At 67.6% G+C, this 23055-nt stretch carries 23 protein-coding genes; 13 read left to right on the top strand and 10 right to left on the bottom strand.

Annotation, left to right across the window (positions count from 1 at the left end; all coding sequences use genetic code 11):
• Positions 1-52: 52 nt before the first annotated feature.
• A complete protein-coding gene (locus ASE59_RS04350; RefSeq protein ID WP_056452360.1) occupies positions 53-1123 on the bottom strand; it encodes a PA0069 family radical SAM protein in 1071 nt (356 codons plus the stop codon).
• A gap of 56 nt (positions 1124-1179) precedes the next feature.
• Between ASE59_RS04350 and ASE59_RS04345 the strand changes: the two genes are divergently transcribed.
• Positions 1180-1509: a VOC family protein gene (locus tag ASE59_RS04345; RefSeq protein WP_056452357.1), complete on the top strand. Its 330-nt coding sequence runs from the start codon at positions 1180-1182 to the stop codon at positions 1507-1509.
• A gap of 1 nt (position 1510) precedes the next feature.
• On the opposite strand, the gene moaB is transcribed toward ASE59_RS04345, so the two are convergent.
• The 3 genes from moaB to ASE59_RS04330 are packed head-to-tail and all read right to left on the bottom strand — an operon-like array spanning position 1511 to position 4513.
• Positions 1511-2038 carry a molybdenum cofactor biosynthesis protein B gene (gene moaB / locus ASE59_RS04340; RefSeq protein ID WP_056452354.1) on the bottom strand — a complete coding sequence of 176 codons (528 nt, stop codon included), beginning with the start codon at positions 2036-2038 and terminating at the stop codon, positions 1511-1513.
• On the bottom strand, positions 2028-3800 hold the full coding sequence (locus ASE59_RS04335; RefSeq protein ID WP_321163214.1) for a lytic transglycosylase domain-containing protein: 1773 nt from the start codon (positions 3798-3800) through the stop codon (positions 2028-2030). Before ASE59_RS04335 ends, moaB begins: the two co-directional genes overlap by 11 nt.
• Complete coding sequence (locus ASE59_RS04330) at positions 3797-4513, bottom strand: uracil-DNA glycosylase family protein (RefSeq protein WP_056452352.1); 717 nt, start codon at positions 4511-4513, stop codon at positions 3797-3799. Before ASE59_RS04330 ends, ASE59_RS04335 begins: the two co-directional genes overlap by 4 nt.
• 120 nt (positions 4514-4633) lie before the next feature.
• Between ASE59_RS04330 and ASE59_RS04325 the strand changes: the two genes are divergently transcribed.
• The 9 genes from ASE59_RS04325 (at position 4634) to ASE59_RS04285 (ending at position 15262) form a co-directional block, all read left to right on the top strand.
• Positions 4634-6295: an electron transfer flavoprotein-ubiquinone oxidoreductase gene (locus ASE59_RS04325; protein ID WP_056452349.1), complete on the top strand. Its 1662-nt coding sequence runs from the start codon at positions 4634-4636 to the stop codon at positions 6293-6295.
• Entirely contained in the window at positions 6186-7865 is a 1680-nt protein-coding gene (locus ASE59_RS04320) for a tetratricopeptide repeat protein (protein WP_082458060.1), read from the top strand. Before ASE59_RS04325 ends, ASE59_RS04320 begins: the two co-directional genes overlap by 110 nt.
• 4 nt (positions 7866-7869) lie before the next feature.
• On the top strand, positions 7870-8697 hold the full coding sequence (locus ASE59_RS04315) for a 4-(cytidine 5'-diphospho)-2-C-methyl-D-erythritol kinase (protein WP_056452343.1): 828 nt from the start codon (positions 7870-7872) through the stop codon (positions 8695-8697).
• Between the two features lie 148 nt (positions 8698-8845).
• A complete protein-coding gene (locus ASE59_RS04310; protein WP_056452340.1) occupies positions 8846-9580 on the top strand; it encodes an enoyl-CoA hydratase/isomerase family protein in 735 nt (244 codons plus the stop codon).
• Positions 9577-10296 (top strand): N-formylglutamate amidohydrolase, encoded by a 720-nt coding sequence (locus ASE59_RS04305; RefSeq protein ID WP_056452337.1) that lies wholly within the window; start codon positions 9577-9579, stop codon positions 10294-10296. Before ASE59_RS04310 ends, ASE59_RS04305 begins: the two co-directional genes overlap by 4 nt.
• A 9-nt stretch (positions 10297-10305) precedes the next feature.
• Positions 10306-12027 (top strand): dihydroxy-acid dehydratase, encoded by a 1722-nt coding sequence (gene ilvD / locus ASE59_RS04300; protein ID WP_056452333.1) that lies wholly within the window; start codon positions 10306-10308, stop codon positions 12025-12027.
• 267 nt (positions 12028-12294) lie between these two features.
• A complete protein-coding gene (locus ASE59_RS04295; protein WP_056452330.1) occupies positions 12295-12684 on the top strand; it encodes a hypothetical protein in 390 nt (129 codons plus the stop codon).
• A complete protein-coding gene (locus ASE59_RS04290) occupies positions 12681-14069 on the top strand; it encodes an NAD(P)H-hydrate dehydratase (RefSeq protein WP_082458059.1) in 1389 nt (462 codons plus the stop codon). Before ASE59_RS04295 ends, ASE59_RS04290 begins: the two co-directional genes overlap by 4 nt.
• Positions 14060-15262 carry a class I SAM-dependent RNA methyltransferase gene (locus ASE59_RS04285; protein ID WP_056452327.1) on the top strand — a complete coding sequence of 401 codons (1203 nt, stop codon included), beginning with the start codon at positions 14060-14062 and terminating at the stop codon, positions 15260-15262. Before ASE59_RS04290 ends, ASE59_RS04285 begins: the two co-directional genes overlap by 10 nt.
• A gap of 107 nt (positions 15263-15369) precedes the next feature.
• Here the strand turns inward: ASE59_RS04285 and truA are convergent, their stop codons facing one another.
• Complete coding sequence (gene truA / locus ASE59_RS04280) at positions 15370-16113, bottom strand: tRNA pseudouridine(38-40) synthase TruA (protein WP_056452325.1); 744 nt, start codon at positions 16111-16113, stop codon at positions 15370-15372.
• On the bottom strand, positions 16110-17015 hold the full coding sequence (gene fmt, locus ASE59_RS04275) for a methionyl-tRNA formyltransferase (RefSeq protein WP_056452322.1): 906 nt from the start codon (positions 17013-17015) through the stop codon (positions 16110-16112). The genes truA and fmt overlap by 4 nt, the downstream gene beginning before the upstream one ends.
• Positions 17016-17068: 53 nt before the next feature.
• On the opposite strand from fmt, the gene recR reads away from it, so the two are divergent.
• From recR to rmuC, 3 genes are all read left to right on the top strand, one after another.
• On the top strand, positions 17069-17665 hold the full coding sequence (recR, locus tag ASE59_RS04270) for a recombination mediator RecR (protein WP_056452319.1): 597 nt from the start codon (positions 17069-17071) through the stop codon (positions 17663-17665).
• 31 nt (positions 17666-17696) lie between these two features.
• Complete coding sequence (gene def, locus ASE59_RS04265; protein WP_056452316.1) at positions 17697-18221, top strand: peptide deformylase; 525 nt, start codon at positions 17697-17699, stop codon at positions 18219-18221.
• An 80-nt stretch (positions 18222-18301) separates the two neighbouring features.
• The gene (rmuC, locus tag ASE59_RS04260; RefSeq protein ID WP_056452313.1) at positions 18302-19726 is read left to right on the top strand and encodes a DNA recombination protein RmuC; all 1425 of its coding nucleotides are present in this window, start codon (positions 18302-18304) and stop codon (positions 19724-19726) included.
• A 4-nt stretch (positions 19727-19730) separates the two neighbouring features.
• Here the strand turns inward: rmuC and ASE59_RS04255 are convergent, their stop codons facing one another.
• The 4 genes from ASE59_RS04255 to ASE59_RS04240 form a co-directional block, all read right to left on the bottom strand.
• On the bottom strand, positions 19731-20675 hold the full coding sequence (locus ASE59_RS04255; RefSeq protein ID WP_056452310.1) for an arginase family protein: 945 nt from the start codon (positions 20673-20675) through the stop codon (positions 19731-19733).
• Positions 20676-20705: 30 nt separating this feature from the next.
• Positions 20706-21503, bottom strand: a complete 798-nt coding sequence (locus ASE59_RS04250) for a TrmH family RNA methyltransferase (RefSeq protein ID WP_056452307.1) — start codon at positions 21501-21503, stop codon at positions 20706-20708.
• A gap of 9 nt (positions 21504-21512) precedes the next feature.
• Positions 21513-21734, bottom strand: a complete 222-nt coding sequence (locus ASE59_RS04245; protein WP_056452304.1) for a hypothetical protein — start codon at positions 21732-21734, stop codon at positions 21513-21515.
• A 66-nt stretch (positions 21735-21800) separates the two neighbouring features.
• Positions 21801-23054 (bottom strand): N-succinylarginine dihydrolase, encoded by a 1254-nt coding sequence (locus tag ASE59_RS04240; RefSeq protein WP_056452872.1) that lies wholly within the window; start codon positions 23052-23054, stop codon positions 21801-21803.
• Position 23055: the final 1 nt, after the last annotated feature.

Raw genomic sequence — 23055 nt, 5'->3', positions numbered from 1 at the left:
CCCCGTTCAGTCTCGTTCGGAATACGTTGCGATACGACAACGGTTCCGTCGCTCAGCTGAACAACTCGCCCTGCGCCCCGGCCGGCGGGCGGAACAGGTCGCAGCGCAGCGGCGCATGGCCACCGGTCAACCCATGCCGACGGCAGGCGATGGCGAAGCGTGTCGCCAGCAATTGTCCCCACACGCCTTGCCCCCGCATCCGCGAATGGAACCCCGGATCATTGTCGCGCCCGCCGCGCAGCGACCGGACGATCGCCATCACCTTGCCCGCGCGATCGGGGAAATGCGTATCGAGCCATGCGCGGAACAGTGGTGCGACCTCGTGCGGCAGCCGCACGGGCAGGAAATACGCACCGTTCGCCCCCGATTCGGCCGCCCGTTCGATCAGATGCTCGACCTCATGATCGGTGATCGCGGGAATGACCGGCGAGATCGAGACATAGGTCGGGATCCCCGCCGCACTCAGTTTCGCCACCGCCTCTAGTCGTTTCAGCGGATGCGGCGCGCGCGGCTCGAGAGTCCGCGCAATGACCGGGTCGAGCGACGTCACCGACAGCGTGACACTGACCAGTCCCTTCGCCGCCATCGGGGCCAGCAGGTCGATATCGCGCACCACCCGGTCCGACTTGGTCGTGATCGTCAACGGATGGTTCGTCTCCGCCAGCACCGCGATACAGTCGCGCGTGATCCGCCACTCGCGCTCGATCGGTTGATAGGGATCGGTATTGGTCCCCATCGCGATCGGCCGCGCGACATAGCCGGGCTTGCCGAGTTCGGCTCGCAGCAACTTGGCCGCCTCTGGCTTGGCAAACAGCTTCGTCTCGAAATCCAGCCCCGGCGACAGGTCGTGATAGGCGTGCGTCGGCCGCGCGAAACAGTAAATGCAGCCATGCTCACAACCCCGATATGCGTTGATGCTCCGATCGAACGGCATGTCGGGGGAGGTGTTGCGGGCGATGATCGTGCGCGGCTGTTCGATCGTCACCGTCGTCCGAAGCACCGGCTCCGCGCCGTCCACCGTCTCGCGCCAATCGAGCCAATCACCATTCGCATCGCGCACCGGTGCCGCGAAGCGGTTGCTTACCGCATTGTCGGTCGCTCCACGGGCAGGACGGTTGCGCATTGCGCGATCCTACTGCCTCATCTAGAACGAAGCAAGAACATGAACGGGAGGACGATATGGCGCGCCTGAACTATCTCGAACTGCCGGTCGCGTCGACCGGACCGGCGGCGGACTTCTACGCGAAGGTGATGGGCTGGACCTTCACCAATTACGGACCGGATTATGCGGCGACGACGACCGGCGATACCGATGTCGGGCTGGATGCCGATACGTCGCTGACGGTCATGCTGCCGGTCGTTCAGGTCGACAACCTCGAAGCGACGCTGGCCGCGGTCGAAGCCGCGGGCGGCACGATCGTCGAACCGATCTTTTCCTTTCCCGGCGGGCGGCGGTTTCATTTCCGCGATCCCGACGGGCATGTGCTGGCGGCGATGGTGCCCGAATAAGTTACCGTTCCAGCAGGCGCGGCATAAGTTCGACGAAGTTGCAGGGGCGGTGGCGGCTATCCAGCTGTTCGGCGAGGATGCCGTCCCACCCGTCCTTCACCGCGCCGGTCGATCCGGGCAGCGCGAAGACATAGGTACCGCGTGCGACACAGCCGGTGGCGCGCGACTGGATCGTCGACGTGCCGATCTTGGCATAGCTTTGCCAGCGGAACAGTTCGCCAAAGCCGGGGATCAGCTTGGTCGCAACCCGCTCGACCGCCTCCGGGGTCACGTCGCGCCCGGTAACCCCGGTGCCGCCGGTGGTGATGACGCAGTCGATCGCCGGATCGTCGATCCATTGGTCGAGTTGCGCGACGATCGTATCGATATCGTCCCGCACGATCGCACGGGCGGTAAGGATATGGCCCGCCCCCTCGACCCGCGCGATCAGCGTGTCGCCCGAGCGATCCTCGGCCAGTCCCCGCGTGTCCGAAACGGTCAATACCGCGATCCGCACGGGCACGAACGCCCGCGACTCATCAATTGGCATCGGCGACGCGCGTCCGGCCGGTCTTGCTCACCCGCACGGCGGCGGCACCCGGCAGGCCGGGAAATTTCGGCCACATCCCCTGCGCCAGCGCGGATCGACTCGCCGATGGCTTGCCCGCCTGCTTCTCGTACATCCAGTAGTTACGCAGCACGGTCATGACATAGCCGCGCGTCTCCCAATAGGGGATCGATTCGATGTACAGCAGCGGATCGCCGCCGTCCTTCAACTGCACATTCCACGCCTCGACCGGGGTCGGACCGGCATTATAGGCGGCGATGACCTTGGGCAGCAGCCCGCCGGTGAACGGCCGATCGCGCAGCTGTTCCAGATAGCTTTGCCCGACCGCCATATTGACCTGCGGCTTCGACAGCGCCGACTTTTCCAGCTGTAACCCATGCGAACGGGCATAGTCGGTCAGCGCACCGGGGCGAATCTGCATCAGCCCGGTCGCGCCCGCCGGGCTGACGACACCGGCATCGAAGCGCGATTCTTGCAGCGTGTGCGCGAACACCAGCGCCTTGTCGACGCGCCAGCCACCCTCGGGCGTCCAGTCGGGCGCGGGGTAGCGCGCTTCGGCCAGCGGGCGTGCGCCCTGCGGACCGTTATGCGACAGCCATAGCTGCGTCGCGGGCAGGTTCAGGCTGCCGCACAGCCGGGTCAGCGCCGCATAGTCGCCGGCACCCCCGATCCGCGCCTGATGCCGCAGCAGCTTGTCGGCCAGCGCGCCTTCGCCGATTTCTGTCAGGGCGGCGGCGACCTTGACGTTCGACCGGCGCTCCAGCGCGCGCCAGTCGTCGGTCGCAGGCGCGCGTCCATTGGCATCGGCCCCGTCGATCAGCCCCAGCGCCTGCCGCGCCAGCAACCCGTAATAGGTTTCACCATATTGCGCGGCGGTCTGCAACCGCGCCTGCACCAGATCGGGCCGCCCGCACGCGATGTCGGCACGCGTCGCCCAATACAGCCCGGCCGAGCGCAATTCGGTATCGCCCGCCCGCTGCGCAACGCTGGCGAAGGCGGTCTGCGCTGCCGCGCAATCCTGTTGCCGCCACGCCGCCAGCCCCTGCGTCCAGTCGGCCTGCGCCGCCCAGTCGCCCGACCCACGCTGTGCCACCGCCGCCAGCCGGCGCGCATTGGCATCGTCGCCGCCCACGAAATAGATCCACGCGACCCGCCCGCGCATCTCGGTCAGCGCTTCGGGTGTCAGTTCCGATTCGCGCGGTCCGATCAGCGCTTCGGCGGCGGCACCGTCGTCGGCCTTCACGAACGGTTTCATCGCTTCGAGCAGTTGCGCGGCGGCGGCATCGCTGCGCGCGGCCTTCGCACGCACCCGCACTGGTGCTGCGTCGAACCACACCAGCTTCTGCGGCGTCGGCAGTTCGGGCACCGCGTCCGCCCCGCGCAGCTTGGCGAGGCGGGCAAGGTCTGGCGCCTGCGGCAGGTCGGGTGCATCCGCCAGCAGCGCCAGCAATTGCGGAAGCTCGACCCGTGGCGATCCCTTGGCGGTGTAAAGTTCAGCGCGGGCGACGGCATGCAGCGGACCCGGCTTCATCGCGTCCAGCCGCAATTGCGCATCGGCCCAGCGCGCGGCGCGAATCGCGGCGAACACCTGAAGATAGCCATCCCGGTCCTCGGCCGACAATTGCGGCGGCACCCGCGCCTCGACCGGCGTGCGGGCAACGCTCCCCAGCGTCGGCGCCTCGCCGGCATGAGCGGCGAGGGCGGGCAACATTAGCGCCGCGAACACGATAGGGGTCAGCTTCACGTGGTCGTTTCCCTGGTAAGCAACTGCAAATGCCGCCAGCTTTCCGCCTTGGCCAAGGGCCGCTCCAACAGGAAGCGCGGATGGAAAGTGGCGATGGCGGGGCAGTCTATGCCATCATGGTGAAGGGTCCGTAAACCACCGCGTTGCCCGTCCGGCCCCAGCAGCGCCCGGCACGGTTCCGCCCCGAACAACAACAACTTGCGCGGCGCGACCAGCGTCACCAGCCGCTGCGCCAGATCGTCGAGCGTCGCCTGCGCCTCGCCCGGCATCCGCCCGGTCAGCGGCCGCGCCTGCGCGACCCCGGCGATCGTCACCGCATCCCGGTCCAGCCCGATCGCCGCCAGCATCCGGTCGAGCAGCACGCCGACCGGTCCGGTCATCCACCCGGCTTCCGCCGAATCATCGGGTTCGGGCAGGTCGGTCAAAATCATCAGCGCCGGATTTTTTGTCGCGGTGACCGGCAGCCGCTCGGCATTCCATCCGGCCTCCGGCGCCGCATCGCCCATACGCCACGCCACAAACGCATCGAGCGTGTCGGGCGGCAGGTCGGCAACGGGCGTCGACGCTACGGCAGCGGGCGCCCGCAACTGCGCGGGAGTCGCGAACCAGTCGCGCAGTTCGTCCTCGACCAGCGTGTCGACACCGGCATCCTGCCACCATTCCAGTGCGCTGGCTGCGGCTTCGTGCCACTGGATATGCTGGTCCGCCCCCATGCAGCCTTTAAGGCTTGCCTTGACCTCCCCGTCAATCTGCCCAAATCGTGGGGGAGGACAGGGCGTTGCAGTAGCGCGACGAGGTTGGGCCGTACGCGGCGCCCGCGAAGAGGATGGAAGATGAGCGAACGGGAATCGATGCCCTATGACGTCGTGATCGTCGGCGCGGGGCCTGCCGGCCTGTCCGCGGCGATCCGGCTGAAGCAGACGGCGGGCGAGACGGGCGAGGAGATCGCCGTCTGCGTCCTCGAAAAGGGGTCGGAGGTCGGCGCCCATATCCTGTCGGGCGCGGTGTTCGATCCGCGCGCGATGGATGAACTGTTGCCGGAATGGCGGACGATGGGCTGCCCGATGGCCGAAGTGCCGGTAACCGAAAACCATCACTGGCTGATGTCCGAAACCGGCAGCAGCGAGGTGTCGCACCGTATCCTGCCGCCGTTCATGCAGAATACCGGCACGTACACCGGGTCGCTCGGCAATATGTGTCGTTGGCTGGCCGAACAGGCCGAAGGGCTGGGTGTCGAGATATTCCCCGGCTTCGCGGCGGCGGAAATCCTCTTTCATGAGGACGGTTCGGTAAAGGGCGTCGCGACCGGCGACATGGGCGTCGCGCGCGACGGCGCGCACAAGCCCGACTGGCAGCCGGGCCTCGAACTCCACGCCAAATACACCTTCTTCGCCGAAGGGGTGCGCGGGCATCTGTCCAAGCAGATCATCCGTACCTTCGACCTTGCCCGTGACAGCCAGCCGCAGGTCTATGGCCTCGGCATCAAGGAATTGTGGGACATTCCCGCCGAGAACCACGTCCCCGGCCGCGTGATCCATACCCAGGGTTGGCCGCTCAGCGAAACGCGTGGGTCCAATGGCGGCGGCTTCCTCTACCATCAGGCGAATGGGCAGGTGGCGCTGGGCTTCGTCACCTGGCTCAACTATTCCAACCCGTATCTCTCGCCCTTCCACGAGATGCAGCGCTGGAAGACCCATCCGGCGATCGCCGCGATCCTCAGGGGCGGCAAGCGCGTGTCCTATGGCGCGCGGGCGATCAACGATGGCGGTTTGCAGTCGGTGCCGAAGCTGACCTTCCCCGGCGGCGCGCTGGTCGGTTGTTCGGCGGGCTTCCTGAACGTGCCGCGGATCAAGGGCATCCATACCGCGATGAAGTCGGGGATGATGGCCGCCGAAGCCGCCTTCACCGCCGTCCGCGACGGACGGCAGGGCGACGAGCTGACCGCCTACACCGCCGCCTACGAAGCAAGCTGGGTCTACGAAGAGCTGCGCAAGGTCCGCAACGTCGTGCCGCTGGTCAAGAAGTTCGGCGATTTCGTCGGATCGGGCGTCGCCAATGCGACGATGTGGGCGGAACATTGGGGCCTGCGCATGCCCTTCACCATGGGCCATCATCCCGATCACGAAAGCCTGTGGCGCAAGGATCAGGTACAGCCGATGGCCTATCCCAAGCCCGATGGCGTGCTGAGTTTCGATCGCCTGTCGTCGGTGTTCCTGTCGAACACCAATCACGAAGAGGATCAGCCGGTCCATCTGACGCTGAAAGACCCCGACGTACCGGTCGAATACGACCTGCCGCTCTACGACGAACCCGCGCAACGTTATTGCCCGGCGGGCGTATATGAAATCGTCGGGGCAGAGACCGACACGCCGAAATTCGTCATCAATGCGCAGAACTGCGTCCACTGCAAGACGTGCGACATCAAGGATCCGACCCAGAACATCAACTGGGTCGTGCCGGAAGGCGGCGGAGGACCGAATTATCCGAACATGTAGTCTCGGCATCCTCGCGGCGGCGCTGTCCGCGTCACCCGCCCTTGCCGCCGACACTCCGCTTGCCGCCTATGCCCGTGCCCGTGCCGCCGATGCCGATGGCCGGGTAACGATCGCGGCGCAGGGCTATGCGCAGGCGTTGGCGGCGCAGCCGTCCGATCCGGTCATCGCGGTGCGGGCGTTGCGCGAGGCATTGGCGAGTGGCGACCTGGTACTCGCCCGTCGTGCCGGGGCCGTGCTGTGTGCCGCCGACGTCGCGCCACCCGATCTCGATATCCTCGCCTTCACCGATGCCGTCGACAAGCGCGACGTCACCGGCCAGCGAACGGCGCTCGCCCGGCTGGCGGGATCGCCGCTCGGCTTCCTCGCGCCGCTGCTGGCCGAATGGGTCGATGTGCCCGCTCCCGCAATCGCCGGCGACGGCGGTGCCATCCCCCGCCGCTATGCCGCCGAGAACCACGCGCTGCGCCTGCTCGCGACCGGACAGGTGACGGAGGGCATCGCCGCCGTCCGCACGCTGTTGACGGTCGGCGGCAACGACGCCGATTTCCGTCTGAACGCCGCGCAATTGCTAGCGCGGGCCGGGCAGGGCGACACGGCGCGCGCGCTCCTCGCCAGCGAAGATCCGGTCCTGTCGCGCAGCGCCGCGACGCTCGGTCGGGGCAGCAAGGGCGATGCCCGCTTTGGCATCTCCCGTCTGTTCACGCGCATGGCTGGTGACCTGTCGGCGGAAGGGACCGAGCCACTGGCGATCATGCTCAGCCGGTCGGCGCTTCAGCTCGACCCGAAATTTTCTCGCGCCCGTCTCGCGCTCGCCGATGCGCTCGCGCGCAGCGAAGCGACGACGGAAGCGCAGGCGGCTCTGGCGGCGATCCCCGCCGACGATCCCTTCGCAACCAGCGCTGCCGCGCTCGCCATCGTCATCCAGCAGCGCGCCGGCAATCTCGACGCCGCACTGGCATTGGCCGCCAAACAGGCTGGGCGCGCCGACGCGACCACCGCCAGCCTGCGCCGCTACGCCGACCTGCTCCTCGAGACCGGCCGTGCGGGCGAAGCCGCCGCCGTCTACGCCCGTGCCATGGCGCTGCCCGGTGCGGCGAACGACTGGTCGCTCTATCTGCAACGCGGCGCCGCACTCGACCGGGCGGGGCACTGGGCGGCGGCGCTGCCGATGCTCCGCCGTGCGGTCGAGCTGGCCCCGCAGGAACCTGCCGCGCTCAACTATCTCGGCTACGCACAGGTCGATCGCGGCGAGAATGTCGCCGCGGCGACGCAAATGCTCGAACGCGCCCATGCCCTCGCGCCCAAGGACCCGGCCATCGCCGATTCGCTCGGCTGGGCGCGGTTTCGCGCCGGCGACCTGAACGCCGCGCTGCCCTTGATCGAAGCCGCTGCCCGCGAAGCACCCGATGATGTCGAGATCAACGAACATCTCGGCGACGTCTATTGGGCCGCCGGTCGCCGGGTCGAGGCACGCTATGCATGGCGCGCGGCATCGGTCGCGGCCGATGGTGCCGATGCGACGCGATTGGCGGGCAAGCTTGCGAACGGACCCGCTTCGTCGCAACGCTGATCCGATGATCGTCGAACCCGCTCCCGCCAAGCTCAACCTCGCGCTGCACGTCCGCGCGCGGCGTGCCGATGGCTATCACGAACTCGAAACGCTGTTCGCCTTCGTCACCGATGGCGACACGGTGACGCTGACCCCGTCCGAACGCGACGGCTTCGCCATCACCGGCCCGTTCGCGGCGGGTTTAAGCGGGGAGGGTGATAATCTGGTCACCCGCGCGCGCGACGCCTTCCGTGCCGACTTCGGTCCCGGCGATCCGGTGTCGATCGTACTCGACAAGCACTTGCCCGTCGCCTCGGGCATCGGCGGCGGATCGGCCGACGCCGCCGCGACGCTGCGCGGGCTGGCGCGGACGCACGGCGTCGCGCTCGACCACCCGGCGCTGATTGCGATTGCCGACCGGCTTGGCTCCGACGTACCCGCCTGTTTGGTCGGCCGCACCATGATCGGGCGCGGTCGCGGCGAACGACTGACCCCGATCGACGCGCCGAAACTGCCGGTGCTGCTGGTCAATCCCGGCGTCGCCGTATCGACTGCACAGGTCTTTGCCGGTTGGGACCGCATTGATCGCGGTCCGATTGGTGAAGGCGACGCGGTGTCGATCGCCCAGTCCGGCCGCAACGACCTTGAACCGCCCGCCCGCGCGATCGCCCCCGCAATCGACGACGTGCTCGCCATGCTCCATGCCGCGCCGAGCGTATCGCTGGCGCGCATGTCGGGATCGGGCGCGACCTGTTTCGCGCTGTTCGACACCGCCGCCGCCCGCAGCGAAGCCGCCACCGTCATCCGCGCGGCGCAACCCGACTGGTGGTGCCTCGAAACGGCACTCGCGTGACGGCGATGCGGCTCGAAGCGGGACGATCCGCGCCACCGCCTCTGGGCAAAGCAATTGGCACGAAGTTTGTAACGGAAGGCGCGCGGATCAAACGCCAGGAGCGGATCGTCCGTGGGCGGCCTCTCCCGACGCCGCCCACTTTTTGCCCGTGATCGAAGTCACGCGCGACGCCCATGTCGCCACCCTCTGGCTGGCGCGCGGGGCGGCAAGGAACGCGCTGTCGACTGCGCATTGGCGCGGCCTTGCCGCTGCCATCACCGACCTCGCCCGATCGGACGCCCGCGTCGTCCTGCTCGCCTCCCGCGAACCCGGCGTCTTTTCGGCAGGTGCCGACATCGCCGAATTCGCCGAACTGCACCGCGGTCCCGCGCGCGTCACCGCCTTCCGCGAAGCCCTCTCCGCCGCGATCGAAGGCATCGCCGCGCTGCCGATGCCGGTCGTCGTCGCTGTCGATGGCGGCTGTTTCGGCGCGGCGGTCGCGCTGATCCTCGCCTGCGACATTGGTATTGCCGGCGACACCGCCCGTTTCGCCATTCCGCCCGCCCGGCTCGGCATCCTCTATCCGCCCGCGGACGTCGCCCGCCTGACCGCCGCTGTCGGTCGCGGCCACGCCGCCCGGCTGCTCTTCACCGGCGACGCCATCACCGCCGACGAAGCGCTCGGGATCGGTCTGATCCACTACCGGACGCCGGCTGCTTTACCCTTCGCCCAAACCCTCGCCGCCCGCATCGCCGCCAACGCGTCGCAGGCGGTGCGCGGCCTGAAGCGCATGCTGAACGCCGAACCCGGCGGAGAAGCCCGGTTCGACGCCGCATTTGCCGGCCCCGAACTGCGCGAAGGGCTCGCCGCCTTCCAGTCCCGCCGCCCGCCGGAGTTTCCATGACCGACCATCTTCCCGGCCGCGACCCGTCGTTGCTGCTGCTGTGCGACCATGCCTCGGCATATGTGCCGCCCGATATGGCCATCGCGCCCGAACTGCTGACGCTGCATATCGGCGTCGATATCGGCGCCGGCCCGCTCACCCGCGCGCTGTCGGCCAGTCTCGATGCGCCCGCCATCCTCGGTACCGTCTCGCGGCTGGTCATCGACCTGCACCGTCAGAGCGATCACCCCGGCCTGATCCCGACCGTATCGGACGGCCACGCCATCCCCGCCAATATCGATGCCGACCGTATCGATCGCATCGCCCGCTTCCACGCGCCCTATCACCGGGCGATCCGCGAACAGGTCCGCCGCGACCGCCCGTGCCTGATCGTCGCGATCCACAGCTTCAACCCGCAACTCGAAACCGCCGGCGCCCCGCGTCCATGGCACGCCGGCATCCTCTACGGCCGCGACGACCGCGCCGCCCGCATCGCCATCGACTTCCTCCGCGCGCAGGGCATCCGCACCGGCGATCAGGAGCCGTATTCGGGCCGCCTCCTCAATGCGACGCTCGACCGTCATGCCGATGGGCAGGGCATCCACTCGCTGTCGGTCGAAATCCGCAACGACCTGATCGCTGATCCTGTGGGCGTCGCTAGTTGGTGCAGCATCCTGACCGACATGGTCGCTGCGGTGCGCAACGGACTTGCGTTGAACGTCGCTCCTGCGCAATAGGCTGTCGCCATGACCCAGCAATTCGACAAGTCGCGGCTGCCCAGCCGCCATGTTTCCGTCGGCCCCGAACGTGCGCCGCATCGCAGCTATTATTACGCGATGGGCATCGCCGAAGAGGATATCGCCAAGCCCTTCGTCGCGCTCGCCTCTGCCGGCAACGACAGCGCGCCGTGCAACACGACCCTCGATTTTCAGGCGGATGCTGCACGCGAGGGCGTGGTGGCGGGTGGCGGCATGCCGCGCCGGTTCAACACCATCACCGTCACCGACGGCATCGCTATGGGCCATCAGGGGATGAAATCCTCGCTGGTCAGCCGCGAAGTCATCGCCGACTCCGTCGAACTGTCGGTGCGCGGCCATTGCTATGACGCGCTGGTCGGCTTTGCCGGTTGTGACAAATCGCTGCCCGGCATGATGATGGCGATGCTGCGTCTGAACGTGCCGTCGATCTTCGTGTATGGCGGATCGATCCTGCCCGGCCGGTTCGAGGATCGCGACGTCACCGTCGTCGACGTGTTCGAGGCGGTCGGCCGCTACGCCGCCGGCACCTGCCCGCTGCACGACCTGACCGCGCTGGAAAAGGTCGCCTGTCCGGGCCATGGCGCTTGCGGGGGACAGTTCACCGCTAACACCATGGCCTGCGTCGGTGAAGCGATCGGCCTGTCGCTGCCCAATTCGAACATGGTGCCCGCCCCCTATCGCAGCCGCGAGGAAATCGCGATCGCGGCCGGCAAGCAGGTCATGGAGCTGATCCGCCTGAACCTGCGCCCGCGCGACATCGCGACCCGCGCCGCGTTCATCAACGCCGCGCGCGTCGTGGCGGCGACCGGCGGATCGACCAACGCCGCGCTGCACCTGCCGGCGATGGCTTCGGAAGCGGGCATCGATTTTGACCTGTTCGACGTTGCCGAGGCTTTCAAATCAACGCCTTATGTCGCGGACCTCAAGCCCGGCGGCAAATATGTCGCCAAGGACATGTACGAGGCCGGCGGCGTCTACATGCTGATGAAGACGATGCTTGCCAACGATCTCCTCGACGGCAGCTGCATGACCGTCACCGGCAAGACGCTCGGCGAGAATATCGATGAGGTGACGTGGAACCCCGACCAGAAGGTGATCTACGACGTGAAGACGCCGTTGTCGCCGACCGGCGGCGTCGTCGGCCTGCGCGGCACGCTCGCCCCCGATGGCGCGATCGTGAAGGTCGCCGGTATGAAGCGGCTGCAATTCACGGGAACCGCGCGGGTTTTCGATTGCGAGGAAGACGCCTTCGCCGCCGTCGAGGCACGCAACATCACCGAGGGATCGGTCGTCGTCATCCGCTATGAGGGGCCGAAGGGTGGTCCGGGCATGCGCGAGATGCTGTCGACCACCGCCGCGCTGTATGGCCTCGGCATGGGCGAAAGCGTCGCGCTCATCACCGATGGCCGCTTCTCGGGTGCGACCCGTGGTTTCTGTATTGGCCATGTCGGTCCCGAAGCAGCAGAAGGCGGGCCGATCGCGCTGGTCGAGGATGGCGACATTATCACCATCGATGCCGAGGCCGGCACCATCGACCTCGACGTCGCCCCCGACGTGCTGGCCGATCGCCGCGCCAAATGGCAGCCGCGCGTGAACGATTATCAGGCGGGGGCGCTGTGGCGCTATTCGACCACCGTCGGCCCGGCCTACCAGGGCGCGGTAACCCATCCCGGCGCAAAGGCCGAGCGTCACGTCTACGCCGACATCTGAGCAAGGTACGCGGGCGCAGGCAAGACCGTTGCGAAGGTCCGCTCGACCGTATCTCCGCGTAGGCGGGGATCCAGAGCCAGATTGCGCAAGCCTCGACTTTGCGTGGCTCTGGACCCTCGCGGTCGCGGGGATACGGAAGGGTTCCGGGATTGGCAGCGGACTTTCCCGGAGGTCTTGCGCAGGCCGCGGAACTGCCTGCTCCCCATCTGAACCCTGACGGCGAAAGGCGGGGGATACGCGTCTGCCACCCTGTGGTATCGATCGGCCATGATCGACAAACGCCTTTTCCTGATCCCCGCGCTGCTGCTCGGCGCCTGTGACCGGCGCCCGGACCCGAATGTCCTCGCCAATGTCGACGCGGAGCAGCGCACTGCCGCTGCCGATGCCGGGCGCATCGAATGCGCGACGGGCACGGCGCCAGTCGCGGCCGACTGCACGATCGAACGCACTGCCGACGGCAACGACACGATCCTGACGCTCCGCCAGCCCGATGGCGGTTTTCATCGCCTCCGCATTACCCGCGACGGGCGCGGGGTGATCGCGGCGGATGGTGCAGAGGTCGCGAAGGTTACCGTCATCGGTAACGACCGGATCGAGGTCGCGATCGGCGACGCACGGTATCGGCTGCCGGCCACGGTCGGTCCGGTCGCCCGATGACCCTTTTTCCGACCGGGGCGCCGGTCCTGCGTGCTGCAGAAATGCGCGCGGCGGAGGCAGCCGCCTTCGCGTCCGGCGTCGCGCAGGACGACCTGATGGAACGCGCCGGTACGGCCGTCGCGCAACAGGTGCGCCGGATCGCGTTCGGCCGGCCGATTCTCGTCCTCGCAGGACGCGGCAATAATGGCGGCGATGCCTTTGTAGTCGCACGAACTTTACGGGACTGGGCCTGCGATGTAACCGTCGTCGCGCTCCCCGGAACGACCGAAGGTGCAGCCGCCCGGATGCGCGCCGAATGGACCGGTCCGGTACTCGACCTGAACGAAGCCGAGCCTCGCCCGATCCTTGTCGACGGCCTGTTCGGTACCGGCCTCACCCGCCCGCTCGCCCCCGAACTCGCCGATCCGCTCGCCGCCCTGTCGGAACATGCGTTCGTCGTCGCGATCGACCTGCCGAGCGGGGTCGACAGCGATGCCGAGCAAGGTTTCACCGGTGCCGGTCGCGCCGATCTGACCGTGGCGCTGGGAGCCCTCAAGCCCGCCCATCTTACCGGACCCGATACGGGTCGGATGGGGCACGTGGTCCTTGCTGACCTCGGCATAGGGCTGCCCACGGCCACCCGCACGATCCAACGTCCCGCCATCGCTGCACCAGCCCGCGATGCTCACAAATACAGTCGCGGCCTGATCGCCGTGCTCGGCGGCGCGATGCCCGGCGCGGCAAGGCTCGCCGCGCGTGGCGCGCTGTCGGCGGGGGCGGGCTATGTCGTACTGACCGGCGACGATGCGGGGCAGGGCGGCCCCGACGCACTGGTCCGCCGCACCGATCCGCAGGCGTTGCTCAACGACGATCGGCTGGCGGCGGTGCTGATCGGCCCCGGCCTTGGTCGTGACGACCATGCCCGCGCCCTGCTCGACAGGGCGCTCGCCGCCGACGCGCCACTGGTAATCGACGGCGATGCGATCTCGCTGCTCGGACAGGCCGGCCCCGAACGCATCGCCGCCCGCACCGCACCGACATGGCTGACTCCGCACGAAGGTGAATTTGCCCGTATGTTTGCCGCAAAGACCGGTAACAAGATCGACCGCACCCGTGAAGCTGCGCTACAGGCGCGCGCGACCATCGTTCATAAAGGCCCCGATACCGTGATCGCTTGCCCGCAAGGCACTGCCATAATTTCTACCCATGGCCCGTCGTGGCTGTCGACCGCCGGCACCGGTGACGTGCTGGCCGGCACGCTCGCGGCGCGTCTGCGGCCGGGCGGGTCGGCGGCGGCTGAACAGGCGGTCTGGCTGCACGCCCGCGCCGCCCACCTCTCCGGGCCGGCCTTCTTCGCCGATGCGCTGATCGACCATCTGGGACAGGCGATCGCCGAATGTCGCTGATCGATGACGATGTGATTGTCCGCGTCGCGGCGCGGGGCGAGGGCGTGACCGGCGATGGCGTTCATGTCCCGTTCGCCGCGCCCGGCGACCGGCTGCTCGGGGACGGGTCGGTCGAACCGGGGCCGCATCATGCCACGCCACCCTGTCGACACTTCCCGACCTGTGGCGGATGTCAGCTGCAACATCTTGATCTACCGTCGGAATTCGATTTCGTTGCCGACCGGGTCGCCGGTGCGCTTGCCTCCCAATCGCTGACCGCGACCGTTCGCCCAACGATCCTCTCGGCCCCCAAGACCCGCCGCCGCGCGACGTTGCATGGCGATCGCCGTGGCAAGCAGGTGACGCTCGGCTTTACCGAGGCCGGCAGCCACCGCATCGTCGACGTCCGCGAATGCCATGTCCTGCTGCCTGAACTGTTCGACGCCATCGCCCCGTTGCGCCGCCTGCTCGCCACGGCGCTGAAGGATCGAACCCGTGCCGACGTCCATCTCGCCCGCGTTGATCAGGGCGTCGATGTGCTCATCATCGGCAAGGTTGCCGAAGGACTCGCCGCCGCCGAAGCACTGACCATCTTCGCGCAGGAACAGGGCCTTGCCCGGCTGTCGATCGACGACGGCATGGGGCCGGAGGCGCGCTGGGAACCCGAACCGGTCACGGTAACGCTGGGCGGCGTGCCTGTTCCGTTCCCACCCGGCAGCTTCCTGCAGGCGACCGGTGATGGCGAGGCGGCACTGATCGCCGCGGTCGACGAAGCCATTGCCGGCGCCGCTATCGTCGCCGACCTGTTCGCGGGCCTCGGCACCTTCACCCTGTCGCGCGGCGGTAACGTTCGCACCTATGCCGGGGAAGCGGGGCGCGAGGCGATCATGGCACTGAAACTCGCCGCCGCCCGCGCCGGTCGCCCGGTCGTCGCCGATCACCGCGACCTGTTCCGCCGTCCGCTGACGCCCGTCGAGATCGATCGCTTCGACGCCCTCATCCTCGACCCGCCCCGCGCGGGGGCACGCGAACAGGCGGCAGCACTGGCCGAGTCCAGGGTGCCGGTCATCGCCTATGTTTCGTGCAATCCCAGTAGTTTCGCGCGCGATGCGAAGACATTGGTTCAGGCCGGCTATCGTCTCGATTGGGTGCAGCCGGTCGGACAATTCCGCTGGTCGACCCATGTCGAACTGGTCGCGCGGCTGGTCCGCTGACTTTCCTACTCGCCGCCGACCTGTCATTTAGGATCGGCGGCGGGGGCAGGGCGAAACCGGCAATGGCGCAAACCGCGTACGAGTGTGAACTTCGTGAACTTTGAGGCTCAACCGGGGTATTCGGCGCCCACGAAATACAGCCCGTCGGGCGGCGCGTTGAGCCATAGCGCCGCCCGATCACGCGCGGCGAGAATACCGGCAAGGTCGTCGGAAGTCCGCTTCCCCTGTCCGACCATCGCCAGACAGCCGACCATCGAGCGCACCTGGTGGTGCAGGAATGACCGGGCGGCGGCATGGATCGCGATCCGGTCGCCATCGCGCTCGACCGTCAGTCGATCGAGCGTCCGCATCGGACTGTCGGCCTGACAATGCGCCGATCGAAAGGTCGTGAAGTCGTGTCGCCCGACCAGCCGCGCCGCACCCTCCGCCATCGCCATCGCATCCAGTTCCTGCGGTACCCGCCACGCCAGCCCCAATTCGTGCGTCAACGGCGCCCGCCGACAGACGATGCGATAGACATAGGCGCGCTGGATGCACGAGAACCGCGCATGCCAGTCGTCGGCCACGACCCGGCAATCGAGGATCGCGACCGGATCGGGCCGCAGCCGCGCGTTGAGCGCCTCCATCAATCGGAACGGTGCAAAATCCTTGGCGACATCGACATGCGCCCGCATCGCGGTGGCATGGACCCCGGCATCGGTCCGCCCGGCGGCATGGACGGCGGCGCTTTCCCCGGTAACCTCGAACAGCGCGCGTTCGATCGAACCCTGTACGCTCGCCCCTTCGGACTGGCGCTGCCACCCGACGAACGGCCGCCCGTCATATTCGACTGTCAATGCGAAACGGGTCATGCCAGCCGCGTGCCCTCGGGGATCGCGAAGCCGCGCAGCAACTCGGCCGGCGTCATCGCGCCCCGCCCGGCGCGCTGGACCAATGTCGGCCGCAACGCGCCCTCGGCACAGGCGATGGTCAGCGCATCGTCGACGACCGTCCCCTGCGCACCCGACCCGTCGACTATTTCCGCCGCCAGCACCCGCACCCGCTCGCCATTCAGTTCGAAGAAGGCGCTGGGTGCCGGATTGAACGCGCGCACCTGCCGCTCGGCCTCCACCGCGCTGCCATCGAAGCGCAGCCTCGCCTCGCTCTTGTCGATCTTGGCGGCATGGGTCACGCCCTCGGCCGCCTGTTCGACCGGCGGATAGGCGTCCGGGTCGGCCAGCACCTCCAGCATCAACCGCGCACCCATCGCGCTCAATTCCTCGGCCAGTTCGCCGGCGGTCTTACCGGCAACCGGCGTCCGCCCCTCCAACCGTACCGGTCCGGTATCCATCCCCGCCGCCATCTGCATGATGCCGACCCCGGTCTCCGCGTCCCCGGCCAGGATCGCGCGCTGGATCGGCGCCGCCCCGCGCCAGCGCGGCAACAGCGACCCATGGACGTTCAGGCACCCGAGCTTCGGCGCATCCAGCACGACGCGCGGCAACAGCAAGCCATAGGCAGCCACCACCGCCACATCCGCCTCCAGCGCCGCGAAGTCCGCCTGCACCGCCGGATGGCGCAACGTCTCCGGCACCCGCACCTCGATCCCCAGCGACTCGGCCAAACGATGCACGGGGGAGGGGGTCAGCGCCTTGCCACGCCCGGCGCGGCGCGGCGGCTGGCTGTATGCCGCGACGACGTCATGCCCGGCATCGACCAGCGCCTGAAAGATGGGCACCGCAAAATCGGGCGTGCCCATGAAGATGATCCGCATCCCTCCTCTCGACACCGTGGCGTCGGCGCGCGCAACCCCCTATCTTGGTCACAATGGCCTCTCCCGAAATCGACGCGCTGACGCAGGCGCTCTCCCGCCTTCCCGGTCTCGGCCCCCGTTCGGCGCGGCGCGCGGTGCTGCATCTGGTCAAGAAGCGCGAGACTGCGCTCGATCCGCTCTTGGTCGCGCTCGACCGGGTGGCGCGCAATCTGGCGACGTGTTCGGTGTGCGGCAATGTCGACACCACCGATCCGTGCGGTATCTGCACCGATCCGCGCCGCGATGACCGATCGCTGTGCGTGGTCGAGGAGGTCGCCGACCTGTGGGCGCTCGACCGCGCGCGCCTTTTTCCCGGCCGCTTCCATGTCCTCGGCGGGCGGCTGTCGGCGCTGGAGGGGGTGCGCCCCGACGACCTTGCTATCGATTCGCTGGTCGGCCGGGTCACGGCGGGCGGCATCGATGAAGTCGTGCTGGCGATGAACGCCACGCTGGAAGGGCAGACCACCGCCCATTACATCGCCGAGCGGATCGAGAAATTCCCAGTCCGCCTGACCCAGCTCGCCCATGGCCTGCCGGTCGGCGGCGAGCTGGACTATCTCGACGAAGGGACGCTGGCGCAGGCGCTGAGAGCACGACGTCCGGTCGCTTGACCGCTCGAAATATGCTACCTAGCTAACCGCTATGGCCATTCTTCCGATCATCGAAATTCCCGATCCCCGCCTCCGCCTCGTCTCCGAACCGGTCGACGGCGTGACGGATGAGGTAAAGACGCTCATCGCCGACATGTTCGAGACGATGTACGACGCCCCCGGCATCGGCCTCGCCGCGATCCAGGTCGCGGTGCCCAAGCGCGTGCTGGTCATCGATCTGCAGGACGAGGAAGACGAAGAGGGCAAGCCGATCAAGGCGCCCAGGGCGTTCGTGAACCCGGTGATCGAGGAAGAGTCGGAAGAGCTGTCGACCTATCAGGAAGGCTGCCTGTCGATCCCCGAGCAATATGCCGACGTCGTCCGCCCGGCGCGCTGCCGCGTGGCATGGCTCGATGAGAAGGGCGAGCAGCATGACGAATGGCTCGACGGACTGATGGCGACCTGCCTCCAGCACGAGATGGATCACCTGAACGGTGTGCTGTTCATCGACCATCTGTCGCGGCTGAAGCGCGACATGGTCATCAAGAAGCTGAACAAGGCGCGCAAGGCGGCGTAAGCGACGAACCGATCCCCGTTCGCCTTGTCCGGCGGGCGGGGCGGGGGTAGGTTCCGGGTCCGTTCCACCCGGAGTATCGCATGGACCCGCTCGTCATCGTCATCGTCGCCGCCGTCCTGCTCGCGGGGTTGGCGATCGGCTGGCTGATGGGCAGCCGGCAGGTCCAGTCGCTGCGCGAGGAGCGCGACAAGCGCGAGGATGATTTCAAGGCCGCCATCGCCGACCTCGCTCTCGCCAGCGAACGCGCCAAGGAAGTGCCGACGCTGCGCGAGGAACTGGCCGAAATTCGCGCCGATCGCGACGCGTTGCTTCTCGACCACGCTGCGCTGAAAGCCAATGCGGCGGCGTTCGAGGAACGGCTGACCGAGTTCAAGGACGCGCGGGAGGCGATGGCCTCGCAATTCCGTGAAACCGCGCAGATCATGCTCGACGGCGCGCAGAAATCCTTCCTGCAACGCGCGCAGGAACGCTTCGCGCAGGCCGGCGACACCAACGAGATGAAACTGAAAGCGCTGCTCGCTCCGGTCGAGGCGACGCTCAAGCGCTACGAAGCCAGCATCGGCAAGGTCGAGAGCGAGCGGCAGGAAGCCTATGGCACGCTCAAGGGCCTGATGGACGCGATGCGCGTCGGTCAGGAATCGGTGAAGAGCGAAGCGGCGAAGCTGGTCAACGCGTTGCGCTCCGCACCCAAGGCGCGCGGTCGCTGGGGCGAGCAACAGTTGCGCAACGTCCTCGAAACCTGCGGCCTCGCCGAGCACACCGATTTCCAGATGGAGGTCTCGGTCGATCACGGCGAAGGTCGCCTGCGTCCGGACGCGATCGTCAAGGTACCCGGCGGCAAGAGCCTGGTCATCGACGCCAAGGTCTCGCTCAACGCCTATCAGGACGCGCATGGCGCCGTCGACGAGGTCGAGCGCGCCGCCTTCATGACCGCGCACGTCGCGTCGATGAAGAACCATGTCAACGCGCTCGGCGCCAAGAGCTATCAGTCGCAGTTCGAGGATACGCCCGACTATGTCGTGATGTTCGTGCCGGGCGAGCATTTCCTCGCCGCCGCGCTCGAACACGCCCCCGACCTGTGGGACTATGCCTTCGACCGCCGCGTATTGATAGCGACGCCGACCAACCTGATCGCCATCGCCCGTACCGTCGCGGCGGTCTGGCGGCAGGAGAAGCTTGCAGGCGAAGCGCGCCAGATCGGCCAGCTGGGCCGCGAGCTCCATGCCCGCCTTGCCAAGATGGGCGATCATGTCGCCAAGCTCGGCAAGAATCTCGAAGGGGCGAACACCGCCTATAACGCGTTCGTCGGCAGCCTCGAATCGCAGGTGATGACCTCGGCCAAGCGGTTCGAAACGCTCAACATCGACACCGCCGGCAAGTCGATCGATCCGCTGCCGGTCGTCGAGCAATCGCCGCGCCCGCTGACCAAGCTGGCCGTCGCGATCGCGCAGGCCGAGGAAGCCGTCGAGGACCGCACCGAGCAGGCCGAGACAGCGGCGGAATAGCGGCTCAGGCGGGGAGCGGCGGTGTCTGGCCGTTATCGCCGAGGATCAAGCCCATCGTCACCGCCACGATCCGTGCCGCCATCGTCGCACACAACCGGTGCGGATCGTCGCGCGCCGGCACATATTCCGCCAGCACCAGCCCGACGATCTCACCCTTCGCGGCCAGTGCGCGCAGCAGCAGCACGACCTCTTCATAGCGCAGGCCTCCCGGCGTCGGCATCGCCACCGCCGGGAATGCCGCCGGGTCGATCCCGTCGCAATCAATCGACACCAGATAGCGTCCACCCGCCGGCACTGCATTGATCGCCGCGTCAATCCCGCTCCGGATCAGGTCGTAAGCGGTGACGATCCGGCTGCCCCAGTTCCGCGCATCCTCTATCTGCCACGCACCGCCGCTGCCCAGACCGCGCACGCCGACCTGCACCATGCCCGTCACATGCGGCATTTCCGCCAGCCGTCGCATCGGCGATCCATAGCCGAGCGGTTCCCCGCGGATATCGTCGCCCCAATCGACATGCGCATCGATCTGCACGACGATCAGCGGCTCGCGGTCGGCAAAGCCCGCCGCGAACGGGATCGGCACCGAATCGTCGCCACCCAGCACGATCGGCACCGCACCCGCAGCAAGCACCGCGCGCGTCGTCGCTTCGATCCGCTCGCGATTGCCCGCTGCGTCCTCGGGTCGGGTATCGACATCGCCCAGATCGACGACGCCGCGCGCGTCGTTCGGATCGGGGAAGGGCGTGAACCCCAGATCGAAATCGATCTGCGACAATTGCCGCGCAAACCCCAGCGACGCCGCGCGGATCGCGGCGGGCGCATCGGCCGAATGGCTCGGTTCGCCATCGTCATAGGGCGTCGCCTCGCTCGCGCCGAACAGCACGATGCTGGGCGTATCGAGACTATCGAGATCGGCGGCGGGCAGGGCGGCAAAGGTCGGGCGTGTCATCCCCGCTGAATGCGCCGCACTCCCAAAGGTTCAGGGGCGATGCTGCCCGAGCACGGTGTACGCCATCACCGCCGTCGCCACCGCCGCGTTCAGGCTGTCGGCCTTGCCCAGCATGGGGATCTTGACCAGCAGATCGCATTCCGTCGCCATATGCTCGGGCATGCCCTGTGCCTCGTTGCCGGTCAGCAGGAAGGTGGGGTCGGGATAGGTCGCCGCGCGGTAATCCTGCGTCGTGTCGAGGCTCAACCCGACCAGCGTGCCCGGACCGCCCCGCAGCCACGTCTTGAACGTCGTCCAGTCGGCCCGCGCCACCGCGACGGTGAAGATCGCCCCCATGCTCGCCCGCACCGCTTCGACCGAGAACGGGTCGACGCACTCGTCGATCAGGATCAGCCCGCCCGCACCCGTCGCATCGGCGGTGCGCAGGATCGTGCCGAGATTGCCCGGATCACGCAGCCGTTCGGCAACCAGCCATAGCGACGCATTGCGCCGGTCGATGCCCGTCAGCTCGGTCGAAAATTCGTCATAGACGCCGACCACCGACCCCGGATTATCCTTGCCCGACAGTTTCGACAGGATATCGACCGTGGTGGCGATGGCGATGCCGCCCGACGCCTCGGTCTCGTCGATCAATGTTTCCAGCAGCGGATGCGGCGCGTCGCTCGCGAAATAGAGTTCGGCGGGCAGCCAGCCCGCCTCGCGCGCTTCGGTCAGGATGCGCAGCCCTTCGGCCAGAAAGCGGCGCTGGTCGCGGCGATGGCGCTTCTCCCGCAGGTTGCGCGCGGCCTTCACCATCGGGTTCGAATAGGCGGTTATCTCGCGAGGCATGCGCCGCCCCTAGCGAACCTCGCTGTCCGCGTCGATTGAATCGATGATGCGCGTACCCGCCATGAACACCGCGATCGGGCACACCGCGAACATCAGCTTGCCGGCGATCCCCGGGTACATCTGCATATAATGGAACCCGCGTTCCACCGCCCCCACGGCAAGACCGTAGATGACGAGGAACGCCTCGAACTTCGACTTGATCGTGAACAGGTTCTTGAGCCGGGTCAGCATGGTTCGAAGTCACGCAATTTACGTACCACTGGCGGTTTTTCGCCGGTTTCTGACCAAGCAACATGGTTAACTGTCAATTAACCCGACAAGGTCGAGCGCTTCGAGAAGCGCATGGCGTGCCTTGCCGATCCGGATGATCAGTGCCGGATCGGCGATGTCGGTCGGTGCGATCCGTTCGGGCCAATGCGCCTCGATCACCGCTGCGATCCGGTCAAGTTTCGCATCGTCGACCAGAAAGCGCGGATCGATCGTCGCCGGATCGGCCACCACCCGCAGCCGCAGGCAAGCCGGACCACCGCCATTGGCCATCGATTCGCGGACGTCGACCACCTCCAGCCGCCGGATCGGGCCGTTGCCCGCGACCAGTTCCTGCAACCACGTCCACACCGATTCGGTCTCGCGCGCCTCGGCCGGCAAGATCAGCGCCATGCCGCCATCGGGCAATGTCACCAACTGCGCGTTGAACAGATAGGAGGCGATCGCATCGGCCAGGCTTACCCGATCGGCCGGCACCTCGACGATCTCGACCGACGGCATCGCGCGCCGCAGGTCGGCATGGAAACCGTCGCGGTCATGGAATGCCTGTTCATGCGCGAACAGCACGCGTTCGTTGGCGACCGCGACGACATCGTTGTGGAACGCCCCGGCCGCGATCGCTTCGTCAGACTGCCGGACGAACAAGGTGCGGTCGCTATCCAGCCAGTGCGCGCGGGCGATGGCCTCGCTCGCCTCGCGATGCTGGCGCGCGGGGAACGGACCGCCCGCCACGCCATACACGAACACCTCGACCCCTTCGGCATCATGCGCGTCGCACAGCCGCATGTGGTTGGCTGCGCCCTCGTCACCGAACGGGGCGGGGACCGGTCCATGTACCGCGAAGGCCGGATCGGCAAAGGCGAGTTCGAGCTGCTTCAGCGTCTCCAGCCATTCGTGGCTGCGATGCGGCATCGTCACCAGATTGGCGACGGTCAGGTGGCAGCGCCCGTCCCCGCAATCAGCGGCAGGGGACACGGTCGCGGCATTGGCCGCCCACATCGCCGACGCCGACAACGCCTGCGCCCGCAGATGCGGCGGGGCGGCGACATAATCGGTCGCCAGCCGCCCGAGCCACCGCGGGTCCGGGCGCGGGTGCGGCAACAGGATCCCCTGCGTCAGCCCCAGTGCGAGGTTCGCGCGCATCTTGGCAATGCCCTGCAGCGCCGCCAAGCGCGGCCGCGACACCTCCCCGGCATTGCGCGTCGCCGCCAGATTGCCGTGGCTCAGCCCCGCATAATTATGGCTGGGACCGATGATCCCGTCGAAATTGATTTCCCGCACTATC

The organism is Sphingomonas sp. Leaf10 (genome assembly GCF_001421245.1).
Classification (GTDB): domain Bacteria; phylum Pseudomonadota; class Alphaproteobacteria; order Sphingomonadales; family Sphingomonadaceae; genus Sphingomonas.
Note: the sequence above shows the minus strand (reverse complement) of the source record. Positions and strands in the feature narration are given on the sequence as shown.